This is a genomic window from Synechococcus sp. H55.8 (assembly GCF_047462375.1).
GTDB lineage: Bacteria > Cyanobacteriota > Cyanobacteriia > Thermostichales > Thermostichaceae > Thermostichus.
Window position 1 is genome coordinate 53,377 of the sequence record NZ_JANSJC010000007.1, and the last position, 18,275, is coordinate 71,651.

At 61.1% G+C, this 18,275-nt stretch carries 15 protein-coding genes; 12 read left to right on the forward strand and 3 right to left on the reverse strand.

All coding sequences use genetic code 11. The annotated features are described in order from the left end of the window. Positions 1–2 precede the first annotated feature (2 nt). From NW862_RS04920 to NW862_RS04950, 7 genes are all read left to right on the forward strand, one after another. Positions 3–482, forward strand: coding sequence for an NUDIX domain-containing protein (locus NW862_RS04920; protein WP_414333993.1), 480 nt, complete (start codon positions 3–5; stop codon positions 480–482). A 544-nt stretch (positions 483–1,026) separates the two neighbouring features. After that, on the forward strand, positions 1,027–2,097 hold the full coding sequence (locus NW862_RS04925; protein ID WP_414333991.1) for a response regulator: 1,071 nt from the start codon (positions 1,027–1,029) through the stop codon (positions 2,095–2,097). Positions 2,098–2,144: 47 nt separating this feature from the next. Beyond that, complete coding sequence (locus NW862_RS04930) at positions 2,145–2,510, forward strand: response regulator (protein WP_414333990.1); 366 nt, start codon at positions 2,145–2,147, stop codon at positions 2,508–2,510. A 106-nt stretch (positions 2,511–2,616) separates the two neighbouring features. After that, positions 2,617–3,150, forward strand: a complete 534-nt coding sequence (locus tag NW862_RS04935; RefSeq protein WP_414333988.1) for a chemotaxis protein CheW — start codon at positions 2,617–2,619, stop codon at positions 3,148–3,150. Positions 3,151–3,191: 41 nt separating this feature from the next. Further along, positions 3,192–5,429, forward strand: coding sequence for a methyl-accepting chemotaxis protein (locus NW862_RS04940; protein ID WP_414333986.1), 2,238 nt, complete (start codon positions 3,192–3,194; stop codon positions 5,427–5,429). Between the two features lies 1 nt (position 5,430). Further along, the gene (locus NW862_RS04945) at positions 5,431–8,184 is read left to right on the forward strand and encodes a response regulator (protein WP_414349151.1); all 2,754 of its coding nucleotides are present in this window, start codon (positions 5,431–5,433) and stop codon (positions 8,182–8,184) included. 3 nt (positions 8,185–8,187) lie between these two features. Beyond that, the gene (locus tag NW862_RS04950; protein WP_414333983.1) at positions 8,188–8,670 is read left to right on the forward strand and encodes a hypothetical protein; all 483 of its coding nucleotides are present in this window, start codon (positions 8,188–8,190) and stop codon (positions 8,668–8,670) included. Here the strand turns inward: NW862_RS04950 and NW862_RS04955 are convergent. Then, positions 8,646–9,179 carry a hypothetical protein gene (locus tag NW862_RS04955; protein WP_414333982.1) on the reverse strand — a complete coding sequence of 178 codons (534 nt, stop codon included), beginning with the start codon at positions 9,177–9,179 and terminating at the stop codon, positions 8,646–8,648. The genes NW862_RS04950 and NW862_RS04955 overlap by 25 nt on opposite strands. Before the next feature lie 171 nt (positions 9,180–9,350). On the opposite strand from NW862_RS04955, the gene NW862_RS04960 reads away from it, so the two are divergent. Continuing rightward, a complete protein-coding gene (locus NW862_RS04960) occupies positions 9,351–10,334 on the forward strand; it encodes an acetyl-CoA carboxylase carboxyltransferase subunit alpha (protein WP_414377302.1) in 984 nt (327 codons plus the stop codon). 9 nt (positions 10,335–10,343) lie between these two features. Here the strand turns inward: NW862_RS04960 and NW862_RS04965 are convergent, their stop codons facing one another. After that, entirely contained in the window at positions 10,344–12,101 is a 1,758-nt protein-coding gene (locus NW862_RS04965) for a phospholipase D-like domain-containing protein (protein ID WP_414367652.1), read from the reverse strand. Positions 12,102–12,222: 121 nt separating this feature from the next. On the opposite strand from NW862_RS04965, the gene NW862_RS04970 reads away from it, so the two are divergent. The 3 genes from NW862_RS04970 to NW862_RS04980 all read left to right on the forward strand — a co-directional run bounded on the left by NW862_RS04970 (position 12,223) and on the right by NW862_RS04980 (position 14,808). After that, positions 12,223–12,390: a hypothetical protein gene (locus NW862_RS04970; protein WP_414333977.1), complete on the forward strand. Its 168-nt coding sequence runs from the start codon at positions 12,223–12,225 to the stop codon at positions 12,388–12,390. Positions 12,391–12,652: 262 nt separating this feature from the next. Next, positions 12,653–14,167 (forward strand): YcjF family protein, encoded by a 1,515-nt coding sequence (locus NW862_RS04975; RefSeq protein WP_414333975.1) that lies wholly within the window; start codon positions 12,653–12,655, stop codon positions 14,165–14,167. Between the two features lie 287 nt (positions 14,168–14,454). Beyond that, entirely contained in the window at positions 14,455–14,808 is a 354-nt protein-coding gene (locus NW862_RS04980) for a DUF6464 family protein (RefSeq protein ID WP_414349156.1), read from the forward strand. Here NW862_RS04980 and NW862_RS04985 read toward each other — a convergent pair. Then, positions 14,805–16,259 carry a BCD family MFS transporter gene (locus NW862_RS04985; RefSeq protein WP_414426972.1) on the reverse strand — a complete coding sequence of 485 codons (1,455 nt, stop codon included), beginning with the start codon at positions 16,257–16,259 and terminating at the stop codon, positions 14,805–14,807. The genes NW862_RS04980 and NW862_RS04985 overlap by 4 nt on opposite strands. Before the next feature lie 315 nt (positions 16,260–16,574). Between NW862_RS04985 and NW862_RS04990 the strand changes: the two genes are divergently transcribed. Next, positions 16,575–18,041 (forward strand): hypothetical protein, encoded by a 1,467-nt coding sequence (locus tag NW862_RS04990; protein WP_414349157.1) that lies wholly within the window; start codon positions 16,575–16,577, stop codon positions 18,039–18,041. Positions 18,042–18,275: the final 234 nt, after the last annotated feature.

Consider the following 18,275-nt stretch of genomic DNA (forward strand, 5'->3'; position numbering starts at 1 on the left):
CCATGCTGACCGATGCTGCCTACGGCGTGATCCCGGTGCTGCCCCTCCCGCCCGCCCAGGGATCCCACCTCTACCTGCTCATCCAGCACCAGAAAGGGCATTGGGCCTTCCCCAAAGGGCACAAAGATGAGGGCGAAAGCGACCTGGCCGCAGCCCAGCGGGAGTTGCGCGAGGAAACCGGCCTGACCGACTACCAGCTTCTGACCCTGCCCGGCCAGCCCGACCCCCTGACGCTGCAGGAGGCCTACACCTTTACAGATCCAGAGGGGAACGCGGTGGCCAAGACCGTTACCTACTACGTGGCCCTGCTGCCGCCCCAGTTTCCTCCCCCTCAGCTGCAGGTACAGCCGGAGGAGGTGGCCGCCTACCGCTGGTGTTCCTACCCCGAAGCCTTGGAGCAGATCAGCTTTGAAGAAAGTCGGCAACTGCTGCGCCGCTGCCAAGCCTATCTGGAGCCGCTTTGGAAATTGGAGAGCATCTAAGTTCCGTATGTTTACGGAAGAGATTTATTCGGATTACTTCTATATTGTCTTGCGTCTTGCAGGCTTTCCGTGGACAGTTTCCGGGGAAGAAAACCGCCAGACGATCTGAAGGTTAATTCTCATTTGTGACGATCGACTGGTGATCCCCAGTCATCGATAACCTACTCTGTAAAACCTACTCTAAGTTTCGTGCAGCCTTGGCCCGTTCTGTTAGGCTCGGTTCAAAAGGGGTTGTCTGGGTCGGAGCTGTGCTTGAACTTGAATCGTATTCTTGAAAACATTCTCGCGCCGACTTGTGAGTGGAGCATAGAGTTTCACCGATATTGTCAATCTCAGCGCAGAAAATTGCCCAAGCATGTCCTCTCCGCCGATGAATTGCCCCAACGTCTGTACGCAAGTCTCTGACCATTTGCTGAAGGTGGAGGCTGGTTTCACAGGGGTTGTTCGGTATTGCAGTGCTCTGGACAGAAGCGAGGAGCTGGACACTTGGTCATTGGTGTTCCACCAAGGTCGTCTGGGATTTGCACACCACAGCTTCGAGCCTTTGGAGCGACTGGACCGCCACCTGCGTCGGCTCAGCCATCAAGTTTTTTCTCTGACCCGCCAAAATTGCCTGCGTATCCATAGGCAGGTGGAAGCGCTGCTGGCTCAGGAGACGGGACCTCTGCCCGCAGACCTTCTGGGGCTGAGTTGGATGGTGACGGAACAACTGCTGCCTTGGGAAGCTGCGCGTCGGCTGAACACCTGGATCAGCGAGGAGGTGCTGCAAAATCTGTTGCTGGTTCCAACCAGCTTTCGGCAGGAGATCATCCCGTTGGACACGGTGCCCACCCTGGGTCAGTGGGAGGTGGGATCCCTGCTCGATCTGACCCAAAAGCGGCTACAGGCTTGGCAATCTTTGGGGCCTGAGATCACCTCCCCCTACCAACGGCCCTACTTTGCCAGCCGGGCTCAGGCAGAACGCCTTCCCGCCGAGCAACAGGAACGTCTGGGCCGGTTGCTGAAGGGGTTTAGCTTCCGCCAGTTGAGCGCTCTTCTCGATCAAGACGACCTGCGGATCGCTCGCCGCCTACATCCTTTGATCCAAGCCGGCATCCTTGTCCTACGGGATCCCCAGCCCCCCTTTGATCGGCTGCCCAAAACCTACGCGGCCAGGCTTGAGACAGAATTGCAGCCCTCAGAAACCCCCACCGTGCCTCTCCAACTGGCCAACGGGCTTGCGGATCTGGGCCCATCCCCCCCAGTCTCGAAAACCTGGGTTGTGGCTTGTATTGACGACAGTGAAGCCATGCTCAGCGAGCTGCAGCGGTTGCTGGAAGGGCACCACTTGGTCATCCACACCATCAGCGACTCTTTGAAAGCCTTGATGAAGCTGACCACTCTCAAGCCGGATCTCATCCTGCTGGACGTGGGCATGCCCAACGTGGACGGTTACCAATTGTGCAGCCTTATCCGCAAGTCCTCTGTACTCAAAGATGTGCCGGTGGTGATGGTTACGGGCCACAAAGGCCTGATCGATCGGGTTAAGGCGCGCTTGGCCGGTGCTACCGATTACCTGACCAAGCCCTTTCGGCAGGAAGAATTGCTGCAGATGGTGTTTCGCTATCTTACCTAGGGGCACCTTAAGCTTACGGTGGTTGAAAAACAAAGGAGTTGTCGATCATGGTGAAAGTTTTGGTGGTGGAAGATGTGGCCTCGGAGCGCCAGCTCATCAGCGATTACCTGCGGGCAGAAGGCTATCAAGTGGTGGCAGTGGCCAGCGCCCAAGAGGCATTGCAGCAGATCCGCAGCGACAAACCCGATGTGGTGCTGACGGACTTGGTCATGGAAGGCATGAGCGGGCTGGAGTTGTGCCGCCAAATCAAGAAAAACCCGGAGACCCAAAAGTTGCCCGTTGTGGCCTGCACTTCTAAAAATCAAGAGCTGGACAAACTCTGGGGCATGAAGCAAGGGATCGACCTTTATCTGACCAAGCCTTTTAGCCGCGAGGACATTGTGCGGGCCGTGAAGTCGGTGGTGCTGAGTTGAGTCTCGGGATTTTTTGCAGCGAATCTCCCTTGCTGAGTCCAAGTTGCGGTCGTGGTTCTGGGGTGCAGTCTGGTTGGGCCTTAGACGTTGCAGAGCGAGAGCAAAGATGCTGGCGACCTCTTTTTCTTCCCAAAGCTCTACTGCCGTCCGCACCGGAGAATTGTACTTACATCTCCAGTTGGGGGTGGACTGTCGGGCCCTTTTGCCCATGACAGTTGCCCAGGAAGTGCTAATTGTTGCCCCACAGCACTTTACTCTTCTCCCCAACCAGCCCGCATGGGTGCTGGGCTTGTTCAACTATCGCAACCGCATCCTCTGGGGCGTGGATCTGGGACAGTTTCTTGGCCTGGAGCCTTTGGACGTTGGGCAGCCCGAATACCATCTGGTGGTGATGCGCCCAGAATGTGGGGGGCTGGGCCTGGCTGTGCAACAAGTGAGGGGGGTGGCTCGAGTGGTCAGCCAGCAGATCCAGCCTCTAGCAGAAGCTCAACCCGTCCAAGATAGGTTCCGGCTGGATAGTCTCTGCGACTGTTGCAGTGGTTTGGTCTGGGAAAAGGAAAAGGAAGAGACTCTCTGGGTACTCAGCCCCCTTGCCATTCTCCAAAGGCTCAACTCGGCCTATTCCCAAGCCAATCCTTGATCCCTCTCAACCGTTTTCTCCTAGCTATAGGTAAAACTCTTATGGTCTCCTTCCGTCCCCTCTTCCTCAAGTTGGCCCCCTCTTCTCGACCCCAGGGTAAAGTCGCCGGATCCCGTCTGGCTCTGGCGATCAGTCTCCCGCTGGGCATCAGCTCCCTGTTGTTTGCCGTTTCTGCCGGCAGCGTAGCCCGCACCTACTTCGATTTCGAGCCTTCCATCTCGCGGCAGTTCACCCTGCAAAACCTGAGCGATCAGGTGATCTATTTGGATGAAGTCTTGACCATGTCTGCCCGCATGGCTGCTGCCAGCGGGGATCTGTCCTGGGAAGAGCGCTACAACCGCTATGTACCTCAGTTGGATAAGGTGCTGGCGGAGATTCAGCGATTGGATCCCGCTTCTTACGAGGCCTACGCAGCCAAAACGACAGAAGCCAACATCAAACTGGTGGAGTGGGAGGTGCAGGCTTTTGACTTGATTCGAGCCGGCGAGCAAGAACGCGCCTTTGACCTGCTGCACAGCCCCGAGTACGAAGAGCAAAAGCGCATCTACGCCGAAGGGATCAACCAAACCCTGGAGGCCATTCGCGGCAACATTCAGAGCAGCGTCCGGCTCTACGAGCGGGATCTGTTGGGGGCTTTGATCCTTTCGGCTACCAGCTTCCCGATCCTGCTGGTTAGCTGGGGGATCATCTTGATCCTGGTGCGCAACTTTGTGCGGGAACGCAACGCCACCTACGAGCGACAAGTCTCCGATACCCGGCTGGCCCAACGGTTTGCCGATATTGCCCGGATTCGCCAAGAGCAAGAGCTGATCGATCCCCTGAGCGAGCTGTTGGGCGAGATGCGTCAGCGCTTTGGTGCCCAACGAGTGGCCTTCTATCGCCTGACCGCTCCCGAAGAGGCGCAGGTTATTGCTGAATCCCGCGACAGCAGCCTGCCTGACACCTTGGGCACCTTCCTCCGCCGGATCCCGGCTCCGCTCCAGCAGGCTCTCCACAGTGGGCAAGTTTACGCTTTTGGCCCGGTGCCTGGGGTAGACCTGGGCGCCGACCACCTGCAGATGTTGGGCACAATCCAATTAAAAGCCGAGATGGTGGCGCCGGTGGTACGTGGCGATGAGCTTTACGGTTTTTTGGCCGTAGGCCGCGCCCAAAGCCAGAGCTGGTCTGACGAAGACCAGAAAAACCTGGCCGAGCTGGCCAACCGCCTGAGTCAAGCTTTGGGTAACCTGGGGGCGCTGGAGCAAAAGGCCGTGGCCGCCCAAGAACGAGAGCGGTCGGAAGCGCTGCAAAGAGAGCTGCTGCAGCTTATTGGCGAGGTTACAGAGGCCTCGCGGGGAGACCTCACCGTGCGGGCGCAGCTAACCGCCGGACAGGTTGGCATCATGGCAGACTTTTTCAACGTCATCATCGAGAGCTTGCGCGACATCGTGATTCAAGTGCAGCAGGCTGCCGGGCAAGTCAACCAATCGATTGGCCGGGACGAGGCAGCCATTCGCGAGCTGGCCGAGGCGGCTCTCCGGCAGGCCATCCAAATTGAAGAGACCTTGCGCTCTGTGGAACAGATGACGCTCTCGATCCAGGAGGTGGCCGATAAGGCCCAGCAGGCTGCCACAGTAGCTGAGTCTGCTGCCACTACGGCTACCGACAGCAGCTTGACCATGGATCGCACGGTACAGAACATCCTGCAACTGCGGGAGACGGTGGCCGAAACGGCCAAGAAAGTGAAACGGCTGGGGGAATCTTCCCAGCAGATCTCCAAGGTGGTGTCCTTGATTAACCAGATTGCCCTGAAAACCAACCTGTTGGCCGTAAACGCCAGCATTGAGGCGGCCCGCGCCGGGGAAGAAGGGCGGGGTTTTGCGGTGGTTGCCGAAGAGGTGGGGGCTCTGGCCGCCCAGTCGGCGGAGGCCACCCGCGAGATCGAGCGCATCGTGGAAGGGATCCAACGGGAGACCAGCGAAGTGGTGCAGGCGATGGAAACCAGCACCGGCCAGGTGGTGGAAGGCACCCGCCTGGTGGAAACAGCCAAGCAGAGCCTAGGGCAAATTGTGGAAGTCTCGCGGCAGGTGAACCAACTGTTCCAGGCCATCGCCCGCTCCACCGAGGCCCAGGTCGACACCTCCCAAACGGTGCGGCAGTTGATGCAGCAGATCGCCAACATTGCCGCCCAAACGGCGTCAGCTTCGCAACAGGTGGCCAACTCTCTCCAAGCTACGGTGGCGGTTGCCCGTCAGCTACAGGCTTCGGTGTCCACCTTCAAGGTGGGGGAGGCAGTCTAGTATGGAGCCAAATCCCGATGGCCTCGACCCGCGCGAATGGCTGGTGAGGCTGCAGTTTTTGGAGGAGGCCCAGACTTACCTCAACACCCTGGAGACAGAGGTAGTGGGGCTGGGATCCCGGCAGTTGGATCGCCCCCGTTTGGATCGCCTGCTGCGGGCTGCCCATTCCATCAAGGGTGGGGCGGCGATGATGGGGTTTTCGGCGCTCAGCGACCTGGCCCACCGCCTGGAGGACGGCTTCAAGATCTTGCAGGTGGATCCCCAAAAAGCCAAGCCCGCAGTAGAGCGTACCCTGTTGGCGGCGTTGGATTGCATGCGCCAAATTGTCCAGCGCCACCAGCAGAGGCAGCCGTTGCAAGAAGACTGGCTGAGGGAGAAAGTGGAGCCCATCTTCCAGCGGCTGCGGGAGCAGGTGGGGGAGTTGCGGCCGGAAGATACCGCGCAGGTGTTGGCTGCAGAAGCCGGGGGCGATATCCGGGTACTGCTGTTTGAAACGGAGGTGGAAGCCTGCCTGCAGCGGCTGGAGGGAGTTTTGGCCGCGCCCGACCAGCCCTGTCTGCGGGAGGAGTTTCTCATCGCTGCCCAAGAGCTGGGGGCGCTGGGGGAAATGTTGGATCTGCCTGCCTTTGTCAGCTTGTGCAGCTCGGCAGCCCAGGCTCTGGAAGCGCTGCCGCCAACTGAGAAAGAGCAGGTGTTGCCCGTTGCTCAGGCGGTTTTACAGGCTTGGCGACACTCGCAGGCCCTAGTGCTGGTGGGCCAGACGAATCTTCTCCCCAGCTCCTGGGATGCGGCAGAGCCTCCGGTCTCCTCCGCAGCAGAAGCCCCTCCCCCCCCAGGGGCCACTGCCGAGCTGCCGGATGCAATTCCAGCCAGGGCCAAAAGCCCCGCCGAGATGCTACGGGTGCCGGCTCGCCCTCTAGAACAGTTGGGGGAGCTGTTGGGAGAGCTCACGAGTGAGCGCAACCGCCTCAACAGCCGCCTGCAGCGGCTGCGGGAGCTGGCCAACTTGTTCAAACAGCGGGTTCGCACCCTAGAAGAAACCAACAGCCGCCTGCGCAGCAGCTACGACCGCGTCGCCGCCACTGTGCCCGCCTCTCTGCTATCACAAGCAAGGGATCCCGGCCTGACCCTGGTCGATACCTTTGACCTCTTGGAGATGGATCGCTATGGGGAGCTGCACCTTTTGGCCCAAGAGATGATGGAGACCATCGTGCAAATTGACGAGGTTACCGCCGATATCGACACCACGCTGCAGGAGACCGAGGGCAGCGCCCGCCAGCTCAGCCGCCTCTCCCGGCAAATGCAAATGCGTCTCGACCAGGTGCGCATGCAGCCGCTGTCGGATTTGACGGATCGCTTTCCCAGGGCACTGCGGGAGCTGAGCTTAGCCCATGGCAAGCCTGTGGAGCTGCGGGTTCTGGGGGGATCCACCCTAATCGAGCGTTCGATTTTGGAAGCTTTGGCGGATCCCTTGTTGCACTTGGTGCGCAACGCCTTCGACCACGGCATTGAAGATCCGGACACCCGCTTGGCTCGGGGCAAGCCGGCCAAAGGGCTGATTGAAATTGCCGCCAGCCAACGGGGCAACCGCACCTTCATTACGGTACGCGACGATGGAAGAGGGATTTCTCTGGACAAGGTGCGTGCCCGGGCCTTGCAAATGGGCTTTTCTGCCGCCGACTTGGATCAGGCTTCCAAGGAGGAGCTGCTTGAGCTCATTTTCCAGCCGGGCTTCAGCACCGCCGAGCAAGTCAGCGAGCTCTCGGGGCGGGGGGTGGGTTTGGATGTGGTGCGCACCAACTTGGAACAAATTGGGGGGCAGGTTCAGGTGGAATCTAGGGCGGGGGAGGGTACGCTGTTTACCCTGACTCTGCCTCTTTCCCTGAGCGTCAGCCGCGTGCTGCTAACAGAGTGCCGGGGGTTGATGTTGGCCTTTCCGGCCAACGCAGTGGAAGAGGTGCTGCTGGCTCCTGAGCTTCCTGCCGATGCCTTCCTTTGGGAGGGAGAGCAGGTTCCTTTGATCCCCGTAGGGCGTTGGTTTCGCTTTGCCCGCTGGCAGCCTGTCCAGGAAATGGATGGGACCCCCCTCCTCGACCGACCTGTGGTGCTGTTGGTGGCGGAAGGCAACCAGCCCTACGGTCTGTTGCTGGATCGGTTCTGGCGGGAGCAAGAGGTCACCCTGCGTCCGGTGGAGGGAGGTCTGCCTCTGCCGCCGGGGTTCTCTGGCTGCACCGTTTTGGCGGATGGGCGAATGGCCCTTTTCGTGGATCCGCCTGCCCTCCTAAGCTGGCTGCTGGCCCAGCGGGATCGGCCCTGCCGGCCAGCAAGGGATCCCCTTCCCCAGTCCAGGTTTGCCGCCCAGCCCCATCTGCTGGTGGTGGAAGATTCAGTTAACGTGCGCCGCTTCTTGGCCATAACCCTGGAAAGGGCGGGGTTTCGGGTTGAACAAGCCCGCGACGGACAAGAGGCTTGGGAACGGCTTGAGAAAGGAGTTCCCATCCAAGCGGTGATCAGTGATATCGAAATGCCGCGGCTGGATGGCTTTGGCTTGTTGGCCCGGATTCGTGGCCACTCCCTGTATAGCCAGCTCCCTGTGGTCATCCTGACTTCCCGCAGCGGCGAGAAACATCGCCAATTGGCCCAACGGCTGGGAGCCAGCGCCTATTTCTCCAAGCCCTTTCAGGAACAGGAGCTGATCCAACAGTTACGGGATCTGCTGCAGCCGGCCCCGCCGATATTGTCGGTAGCGAGGTAGACCATGGCCCTCCTCTCTCCTCTGCGCTTGCGCCGTCTGGCCCGCCAGGAGCACCTGAGAAACCAGCAAACCTTGATTACCTTTCAACTGAGCTCCTACTGTTTTGGTCTACCCATTGAACGGGCGCGACGGGTTTTGGCCTGGCAAGACTTTCAATCTGTTCAGGAGGACGGCCTTGAGCTTTTGGATACCAGCCGTCTATTGCTGGGCCGCGGGATCCCGTTTCTGCCCCAGGGAGTTCTGTTGCTGCAAGCGGGCAGTTGTGAGGACGGCCCACCCAATCAGGTCGATAACTCGAAAACGATGGCCCTGCCCCTTCCCAGTCAGCCAATCCTGCGCCGCCTAGCTGCTTCTCAGGTACAACCTCTCCCCAGCCGCTACGCCGCCCAAGGCCGCCAACGAGGCATTGTGGGATGGATCCCGCCCGCCGAGGGTCGGCTCCCCCTGTTGGTGTTTGACCCTCATCTTTGGTCTGTCCGTCCCTGAGCGGGGATAGGGGGTAACTCCAGTGCCGGGTTCTCGACGCGGGCTAGCTCCCAACGGTAGGGATCCCGCCGCTGCCAGTCCAGGCGGAAGGGCTGTTCCAGCGCGTTTACCTGATCCCGCGTCAGGTTGGCCAGAGGGCCGCCGGATCCCTCAATAATAAACCAGAGGGTGGCTTGGCCTTGATCCCCAGGGCCGAGCTGCACCTGTAGCTCTTGAGGCCGGATGCGCAGGCGCAAAAACTGGCCGAAGACCTCGCGGCTGTAGGCCAGTGCCTGCTCTTTGTCCAAGCCCCAGCCATCGCGATAAGTGGCGGCCACTAAGTTTTCTACTTGGGCCCAATCTCGCCGTTCTACAGCTTGCAGCAACCTTTGCGTGTGGACTCGGATTTGCCGCTCCGGCTGGGCGTAGTGCCAAAAGGCGCCCCCTGCGATGGCCAGGACGACGGATCCCACCACCGCCCAGCGCAGCCAGGGGGGAAGAGGTGCAGAGGAGTGGGAGGAGGAAAACACAGGTTTGAGCGGAGCCAGAAGAGGGCCTTCTCTAGCTTAGAAAATCCGGATGTGAGAAGATAGCGCTACGCGCCGCCATGCGAGTGGCTCCTGGCCTTCAGCAGCCTACCACCTCAAAAGCTGTGACCCGCATCAGCCTCACACTTTAACTCAAGGTTACTTCAACTGCTCATGACCAAAGCTACCGACCGACTGCTGCTGGAGTTTGAGCAGCCTGTTGCCGCCCTCGAACAGCGCATCCAGGAAATCCGGGCCTTGGCCGAAGAAAACGACATCGACGCCTCCGAGCAGATTCGCCAGCTGGAGGCCAAAGCCGAAGAGCTGCGCCGCGAGATTTTCAGCCAGCTCACGCCTGTCGAGCGGCTGCAGGTGGCCCGCCATCCCCGCCGCCCCACCACCTTGGACTATGTGCAGACCATCTGCGACGACTGGTTTGAGCTGCACGGGGATCGCCACGGCCAAGACGATCCGGCCATCGTCGGCGGCCTGGCCAAGCTGGGGGATCAGCCGGTGATGATCCTGGGCCACCAAAAAGGCCGCGACACCAAAGACAACATCCACCGCAACTTCGGCATGCCCAACCCCGCCGGCTACCGCAAGGCGCTGCGGCTGATGGAACACGCCCACCGCTTTGGCCTGCCGCTCTTGACCTTTATCGATACGCCGGGGGCCTATCCGGGAGTCAAGGCAGAGGCTGAGGGCCAAGGGGAGGCCATCGCCACCAACCTGCAGACCCTGTTTCGGCTGGAGATCCCCATCATCTGCACTGTCATCGGCGAAGGGGGATCCGGCGGGGCTTTGGCCATTGGCGTTGGGGATCGCATCTTGATGTTTGAGCACGCCGTTTATTCGGTGATCTCGCCGGAAGGCTGTGCGGCCATCCTTTGGAAAGATGCCAAGAAAGCGCCCCAAGCCGCCGCCGCCCTGCGCATTACCGCCCAGGATCTGCTGCAACTGGAGGTGATCGACGAGATCTTGCCAGAGCCGGTTGGCGGCGCCCACCGCGCTCCTCTGGAAGCTGCCCAGACCCTAAAGGAGGCGCTCCTACGACATCTCAAGGAACTTTCTGCCCTGAGCGGGCGGGAGTTGCGGGAGGAGCGCTACCAAAAGTTTCGTCGTATGGGAGCTTTTCTGGAGCTGGCTCAGGAAAGCTAGGCGGGATCCCTACCAGGTGACCCGATCCCGCAGTTGCTCAATCCGGGCCGGGCCGATGCCCTTGACCCGCTGCAGATCTTCCAAGGAGGAGAAGGGGCGGGCCTCGATGATGCGCTGCGCCAGGCCCGGGCCAATGCCGGGCAACTGCTCCAGCTCCGCTGCGGTGGCGGTGTTTAAGTTCACGCGAGAAGATTGCGGGGTAGCCGGCTGGGAAGGGGATCCCCTGTCAGGAACGGAGATCGCCTCGACTTCCAGCAGCTCCGGCTCTGCTTCAGATGGGGAGAGGGCAACGGGGACAGGGCTGGGGCAGAGGCGGGCTCTCTCTTCCGCCTGTTGCTGCAGGCGGCGGCTGGGGCCAAAGCGGGCCTCGGCAAGGAGCCGCTCGAACTCGCGCACAAAGTGATCCGCTACCCGCCCGTTGCGGATGATCAAGAGGTTTTCGTCGTTGAGGTGGTTGGCCGCCACCGACCAATTGTGGGATCCGGTGATCACCGTGGCCTGGGGGGTGCCGGGGTCAACGATGGCGAACTTGTGGTGCAGTTTGTCTCCCGGAGCGAGGTTGGGCACGCCCACAGAGGAGGCGGGCACTGTCCAGGGCAGGCGGGCCGCGTCCACCCGGCAGTTTTCGTCGGGGAGCAGCAGCCCCCACATCTCCAGGGTGCGGCTGTAGTCACGAAAGGCAAAGCCAGGGTCAAACAGGCCGCGAATTTCTACGTTACGCTCCTGGCGCAGTTGCCTGAGCTGGTTGGCAATGCCTGAGTCGGTAAAGACAAACAGAGCCAGATCCACCTGCTGCCGCGCTTGGGCCAGGGTGGCCGCGATGAGGCCGTTGGAGGTGGCCTCATAGGGCAGGGAGCGGCTGGCAGGGGAAAAATGCACCCCCACGATGGCATCGTCAAGGTAAACCGTCTCCAGGGGGCGCCTGAGCTTTTGCACGCCAAAGCGGCTGTCGGGCGATCCCCCTGGCCCATCCCCCCACATGAGGTTGAATTCCTCGGTGTAGATGCGGGCCAGCTCGGGGCTATCGAGCAGCAGTAGGTGATTGGCGTTGCCCACACTGCCGGGGGCATCGAAATCCCCGTGAATATCGGAGAGGGTAAAATTGGCCGACCCGGTCAGCACCCGCTGCCCGTCGATAATCACAAACTTGTGGTGCATCAGGCCGCTGCCCTTGGAGCCGTTGGCGGTGTCATCCAGCCAGGGCACTTGCCCCCCATCGAGCAGGGCATAGACATCCCGGCTGGCGATCTCCTCAGGGGAGAACTGTCCGTCCCGGTTCACATCCACCAGGTGGCGGTACTCTTCGAACTTTTGACGGCTGCGCTCGTCCAGCGCCCCCACTTCGGCAGGGGTGAGCTGGTGCCAGGCCCGCACATAGGTGTTTTCGGTAATCACCCGCACCGGGATCCCGGCCTGCCGCCGCTCGGCTAGGGCTTGGGCAATGAGAGGCAGGTTCAGCTCCTGCACCGCCACATCCACCGACTGCCGGGCAGAGCGAATCTGAGAGATAATCAACTCCTCTAGGTTGTAGCCGTAGCGATAGACCTGGCGATAGGGATCTCGATAGGTGCTCTCGCGGCTTTGGTTGAAGGCCACCCGGATGCGGGGGTGCTGCGGCAGAGGGGCCAGGGTGGGCAGCTCTGGCTCTTGGGGATAAGGTCGGGGTCGGGGGCCTACCCAGTAGCCAATTGCCACCAGGAGCAGCAGCAGGGCAGCCCAGGGCAGCCAACGCCGCAGTTGCCGCCGCCAAGATGGGATCCCGTTCATCATCTCTCCAGACCTCACACCCCCTCAGGATACAAAAACTTCCAGACATCCTTGGCTGGGCCGCAAGTGGTCGTTTCGGGCATCATGGGTAGGGATAGGCAGTTGACGGGGGAGGCGCAGCGTGGAACGGCCTAAGTGGGTGGCTATTGTTACGGGAGCTTTGGCCATTGCCCTGGGGGTGGGCTACTTGCTCCTGGTGCAGCTACTGGACTACCGGGGGGGTGAGTTTCTGCCGGCGCCGCTGGAGCCGCCGGCGGTTTTGGCGGGGATCCCTGGCCGCTTGGGCTGAGGACGCTCTCCAGTGCCTGCCTCTCTCGTTGATTCCCTAGCTGGGGTCAGCCGTCCCTGCGCCGGCTCACCCGAAAAAATTGTATGCTCAGCTACACTAAGCCCTATGCTAAAGAAGAGGCCGCGGATCCAGCTTGCGCCGGGGTTGCCAGCGGAGAGGGTTCAGCCGTCCTGAATTTGCGATCGCTTCTCTCACCTTTGTAGACCTCTGGATAGATCTTCAGAGCTTCTCTAGAGATCAGGCTCCGTTCCGGATCGGGCATTTGGGCAAGCTGTGGGTTGGCATGGTGCTGTCGCGCTCCACGTGGCTGTGGTTATTGACGGGGCTGGGCTTGGCGGCTCTCAGCCAATACCTGCAATGGGTTAGTGGCATCTACAGCTTTGTTGCTCCCTATTCGGTGCCGCTGGCAGATCTGCTGGTGGCCGGCATCCTGGGAGGAACGGTGGCGGCAGGGCTGGCGGTGCAGCGCTGGTGGCAACAGGCTCGCCAACAGCAGAGGGATCCAACCCCAGGCAAACGGCGGGTTAAGTTGACCCGGGATCAGGTGCAGGCGGATCTGCAGGATGTCGATCGCCTCATCCAGAAGCTGCAAAACGACATCAGCCGTCGCGCCTTGCAGGCCAAGATGCAGGAAATCGACCGGCGGCTGGCCCAGGAGGAATTGCACCTGGTGGTGTTCGGCACTGCCTCTGCCGGCAAAACTTCTCTGATCAACGCCTTGATGGGGCAGCCTGTGGGGGAAACCGCTCCCACCCTGGGCACTACCCAGCAGGGATCCATTCACACCTATCAACTGGAGGGCTGGAGCGGCCCCATCTCCCTCACCGATACCCCTGGCCTGCTGACCATCGGCGGCGCCGGCGAGGCAGAAGCGCGCGCCCTGGCCCAGAAGGCCGATCTGCTGATCTTGGTGGTGGCCGGGGATCTGCTGGCCTCGGAATATGCCGAGCTGCTGGAGCTGGCCCGGCTGGGGAAATCCACCATCCTGGCCCTCAACAAGACGGATCAAATGCTGCCGGAAGAGGTGGAGATCATCTTGGCCCACCTGCGCCAGCGCACCGCCGGCGTCATCCCCCCTGAGCAGGTGGTGGCCATTGCTGCCGACCCAGAGCCCTTGAAAGTCCGCTACTGCTTTCCAGACGGATCCCGGCAAGAAACCTGGGAGCCACAGCCCCCCGATACTGCCGCCCTCATCCAGCAGATGGCCCGCCTGCTGCAGCAAAAGGGATCCCATCTGCGCCTGGCCAACGCCCTGTTGCAGACCCAAACCCTGGGCGAGGCCGTCCAGCAGGCTTTGCGGGAAGAGCGCCACCAACAGGGTCGCCGGATCGTGGAACGGATGCAGTGGGCGACAGCTGCTGCCTTGGCCGTGACCCCTCTTCCGGCTTTGGATGTGCTGGCGGGGGTGGCCATCCAGGCGCGCATGATCGGCGAGCTGCATCAGGTGTTCGATCGCCGCATCACCCTGCAGCAGGCCCAGCAAATGGCCCACAGCCTGGCGCAAATGATCGTGCAGCTAGGAGGACTGGAGCTGGCCACCCAGGCCCTGGGCTCTGCCCTCAAAGCCAGCCCCTGGATGCTCATGGGGATCCCCCTGCAGGCGGCCAGCGGGGCCTACCTGACGCGGGTAGCGGGGCTCAGCTACCTGGAGTGGCTGCAATCGGGGGATCCCTGGCAGGAGGAGATTCTGCAAGAGCGGCTCAAGCAGCAACTCCACAACCGTCATCCGCTGGCTTTTCTCACCCAACTGGCTCGCCAAGCCCGCTCCAACATCTAGTCATTATCAAACAGCAATGAAACAGTTTGTTACGTCTCTAGCTCCCCTCTCCCTTTGGGAGAGGGGCTGGGGGTGGTCGCGTGAGCGGCGCGGAGCGCTTGGGTGTCCCTCTGGGAGAGGAGCCGGGGGTGAGGGGGCAAAGCGTCTCAATCTTGTTTGAAACGACTGTAAAGTCTGTACTAACTGTAGTCGGTGTTGCTGGGAAAAGCGGCACAGGTTTTATCATGGGTCAGACCCAGTCCAGCATTCTCAAGTCTGCTGCCCCAAACTGACTTCCTTGGCGCCCTATGTCTTCCATCAACCCGACCTTGCCCATTCAGTGGATCGATGCAGATTCGGGAGAGGTGGTGGAGGAATGCCCCTGGGAGAGCAGCCCCCATCCGGGCACCTACGTTCAACTGGCGGAGCAGCACTATTTGGTTTTGGAAAAGCGCCACTCCTACCAATTGCGGCAAGGCAAATATCACCTCTGCGGCATCCGCGCTCTGGTGCGCCCCGTGAGTTCCCCGCCTGAGGTTGGCCAATTTCTAGGGGATCCCTCCTGTCGGTTCAACGCCCGCTCGCCGCTGCTGCGCTGCGCCGTCAACCCCAGCGGGCCCTGCCAGGGCTGCCCCCACTACGAGCCGGCCCAGCGGCGTTAGCCTTCCAGCTCCAGCGCCAGCACCTCGGTCAGGGCGCGGCTGGTTTTCTCCCGGAACTCGGTTACGCTCACCCGTCCCAGCAAATACACCGCCAGCAGCATCACCGCCGCCTCCACCCCGAAGACGGTGGCGTAGGAGAGGACGGGGGAAGAGGGAAAGAGAATCCGCCCCAGATCCAGCAAGGCGCCACCAATGAGGGTAGAAAGCGCCTGCGACATGGCCTGTGCCAGGCCCCAAGCCCCGATGAAGGTGCCGGCGGTTTCTGCTGCCGTCAAGTCCAACATTAGGCTAATGGCGCCGTTGGTGGTGATCCCGGAAGCCAGGCCAAACAGGATCATGCACAGTTGCAACATCGCTGGCTCGCCCGTAAACCCTGCCAAAATGGTCAACCCAAAGGAGATCGCCACCAGCAGGCAGCCCAGCCGAGCCGTTGGCTGCTTGCCCAGCCTGGGCACGATCAGAAATCCGGTCACCACAATTCCCGCCAGAACGCCCAGGCTCCAGAAGGCGTTGAGCTGGGTACTTTGGGATACGGTCATGCCGAACACCTCGCCGCCATAGGGCTCCAGAACCGGCTGCTGGATAAACAGGCCCATGGTCATCAGAACCAAAAAGCCAAAGAAGATCAGGGTTTGGCGGCTGGCGGTGAGCACCTTGAGGGCCGTGCCCAGGGTGATCTGGTCTTCCCGCCCGGCCAAGGTGGAACGGGATCCATAGCGGGAATAGCGTTCTTCCACCCCCCAGGTGGCGATCACCCCCAGCAGGATCACCACAGCAGGAATAACAATGAAGAGGCGGTTGATCGTGCTCTGCAAGTTCTCGGGATCCAGGCCGCGCAGCAGCACTGCCGAGCCAATTGCCCCGCCGGCAATACCCACCATCAGCATCGACCAGACGATCCCCACCAACTGGGAGCGGTTGTGCTCATCGGAAACATCCACCAGCAGCGCCGCAAAGGGCGTGGAGCAGGCGCTCAGGCAAAGCCCATAAAGAGCAAACATCAAGGCGGCGAGAGCAATCCAACCGTAGGTGGCCAGCGACCAACCGCTACTGGCAAAGCTCTGCCCCAAACCCCACACCACCTGCACGGCCAAGAAGATGCACAGGGCAAACAGCACCGAGCCCAGGCGCACATAGCCGCTGCGGTGCGTCCCAAACAAAGGCTTGGCATCGGAAAGCTGCCCAAACCAGACGCGGGCCGGGGAAACCAACTGGTGCATGGCCAGGGATCCCCCCACCACCGTGGCCGGGATGGCCAAGAGATCCAGGTCGATCATGACCCGGTTGAGCACCCCCAGCGTCAGCAGCGACATCATCCCCAGGCCCATCTGAAATAAGCCTAGGCGAAACATGACGGGCAAAGGCAAGGGGGGTGCCGAAGGCTGAGACTCTGAAGAAATGGCCGTGGCCGCAGACACGTTGACCTCAGGATCCCGTTGGATGCTAGCCATGATTGACAAAGTTGGCAAAGGCGCTACAGCTTCTCATCGTAGCCCAGCCAACCCCGGATCCTGAAAAGAAGGAGAGGCCCCAACCCAATCCTGTCTGAGGGAACAAAGCTGAGCCTTAAATCTTTCCGCGCTGGGGTTTCTCTACTACACTGACAACTGACCTGGTGCCAAGCGAAACGAGCCTTCGGGCCGCGGCGCTCGGCAGTTGCAGCCCTTGCACAGACAACAAACCCAATCTCGATCTTGTTTGAGACCGAGAAGCAAATCCATAGACAACTTTCGCTCAAGTCGGCGAAGAATTTCCCCGGCAACCTTATGGCTGACGCAGTTCCAGTTCGTCGCTACGACCTGTTTGTGCAAGCCTCGCGGCTGCTGCAGCGCTATCGGCAGTTGACGCCGGAACTGCGTCCGGTGGGAGTGGAGGTGGCGCTGGCCATCCAGTACCATCGCGCCCAGGCCGGCTCGGGATCCCTTCTGCCGGCGGTGGGATCCCCCCATGGCCTGCCTCTGCAGCAGGTGGCCCAGCGCATTTGCGATCCCTTCTACAGCAAAGTCCACCCCCTGCTGCCCACCCTGCCGGAGACGGGGGAGCCCTTGGTGTGGCCCTTGTTCAACCAAGGGGAAAATGGCCTTGTCCAGCCCCTGGCGCCAAGCAAAGTGGGCGGCAAACTAGCAGAACGGCGCTGGCTCAAAGCTTGTAACAGCCAGGAGGGCATTGGTTGTCATGCCCTGGCAGCCCATCTGTGGCAGGACGAGCGTTTTCTGGCCGAAGACCGGGATCTGTGTCCCTTTCGCCTCTACGACGGGCGCTACCCCTTGAGCGTGGATCAAGGGCGGCAAACCTGCGGCTTCGACGATCACCCTTGTGGCTGGCAACCGGGGCATCCCAAAATGCTGCAGGTGGTGGGCAAGGGCAAGCAAGCGGAGATTTTGCTCCCCCACTGGACCGAGGACATGTGGGCCATGCTCATCCCGCCCCATCGCCCCCTGCCCATCTATCCTCTGCTGGTGCTGCTCTACTTTGGCCAGGAGACTCTGCAGAAGGGGCGGAGCAGCCTTTCGGTGGAGCAGTTTCGCCTGGATTTTCAGTTCAGCCACTCTCAACTCAAGCTGTTGTTCAACACCCACCCTGAGCACCCTCTCAATCGCCATCTGCTCGCTTTGGCAGCGCAACCAGAGGTGGAGTGGGGATCCGCCGAGCTGTTGCCCCAGATGCCGCCCCTTCTCCATCAACCTGCCGGGGGTAAGGTGGTCTTGGATCCGGATGAGCCGCCCCAGTTTCGCAGCAGTGGGATCCCTTCCTGTGCGGGGACAGACCCGCTGATGGCAGAGCGTCGCCGTCGGCGTCAGTTGGAGCGCAGCGAGCGCCACAACGAGATCTTGCACCACTTTCGCCGCTGGTTCCGCCTGGCCGGGCTGGAGGTGCGGGAAGACCAGCACACGTTTGACTTTCTGGCGGTGGCAGATGGAAACCTGCTTTTGGCCGAGGTGAAATTGCTACACCACAAAGATGCGGCAGAGGCGCTGCAGGAGGTGGTGGGGCAATTATTCTATTACGAGCGCTTTGCCCTCACCCCCTGGATCGAACAGGGCTTCTCCGTCCAGAAGGCGGCCGTTTTCGATGGCCCGCCCCCGGATCCCTACATTCGATTTCTGGAAGACCTGGGCATTGCCACCTACTGGATCAACGAACAGCAGATGATCGACGGGCCGGAAAGCTCGCTGCGTCTGCTGCGCCAGATGGAAGTGCGGGTGCGGCCGGATCCTGAGTTGGGAGATTAGCCTTTTTTTCGGCTCTAGCCTGACGGTCATTAGAGTCGTTTCAAGTAGCAATTCAAATAGCAATGAAATGTTTCTCTACGTCGTTATTTGGTACGCAACGCTGTCGCAAACGTGCCGGCAGCGCGGAGTGCGATCCCTAACTCCCCTCTCCCTTTGGGAGAGGGGCCGGGGGTGAGGGTGTCCCTTTGGGAGAGGGGCCGGGGGTGGTCGCGCTAGCGGCGCGGAGCGCTTGGG

Bases quoted from the DNA above. Each gene is read 5' to 3' on its own strand.
- NW862_RS04920 (WP_414333993.1), top strand. From the start codon at position 3: ATGCTGACCGATGCTGCCTACGGCGTGATCCCGGTGCTGCCCCTCCCG.
- NW862_RS04930 (WP_414333990.1), top strand. From the start codon at position 2,145: ATGGTGAAAGTTTTGGTGGTGGAAGATGTGGCCTCGGAGCGCCAGCTC.
- NW862_RS04935 (WP_414333988.1), top strand. From the start codon at position 2,617: ATGCTGGCGACCTCTTTTTCTTCCCAAAGCTCTACTGCCGTCCGCACC.
- NW862_RS04940 (WP_414333986.1), top strand. From the start codon at position 3,192: ATGGTCTCCTTCCGTCCCCTCTTCCTCAAGTTGGCCCCCTCTTCTCGA.
- NW862_RS04945 (WP_414349151.1), top strand. From the start codon at position 5,431: ATGGAGCCAAATCCCGATGGCCTCGACCCGCGCGAATGGCTGGTGAGG.
- NW862_RS04950 (WP_414333983.1), top strand. From the start codon at position 8,188: ATGGCCCTCCTCTCTCCTCTGCGCTTGCGCCGTCTGGCCCGCCAGGAG.
- NW862_RS04960 (WP_414377302.1), top strand. From the start codon at position 9,351: ATGACCAAAGCTACCGACCGACTGCTGCTGGAGTTTGAGCAGCCTGTT.
- NW862_RS04965 (WP_414367652.1), bottom strand. From the start codon at position 12,101: ATGAACGGGATCCCATCTTGGCGGCGGCAACTGCGGCGTTGGCTGCCC.
- NW862_RS04980 (WP_414349156.1), top strand. From the start codon at position 14,455: ATGTCTTCCATCAACCCGACCTTGCCCATTCAGTGGATCGATGCAGAT.
- NW862_RS04985 (WP_414426972.1), bottom strand. From the start codon at position 16,259: ATGGCTAGCATCCAACGGGATCCTGAGGTCAACGTGTCTGCGGCCACG.
- NW862_RS04990 (WP_414349157.1), top strand. From the start codon at position 16,575: ATGGCTGACGCAGTTCCAGTTCGTCGCTACGACCTGTTTGTGCAAGCC.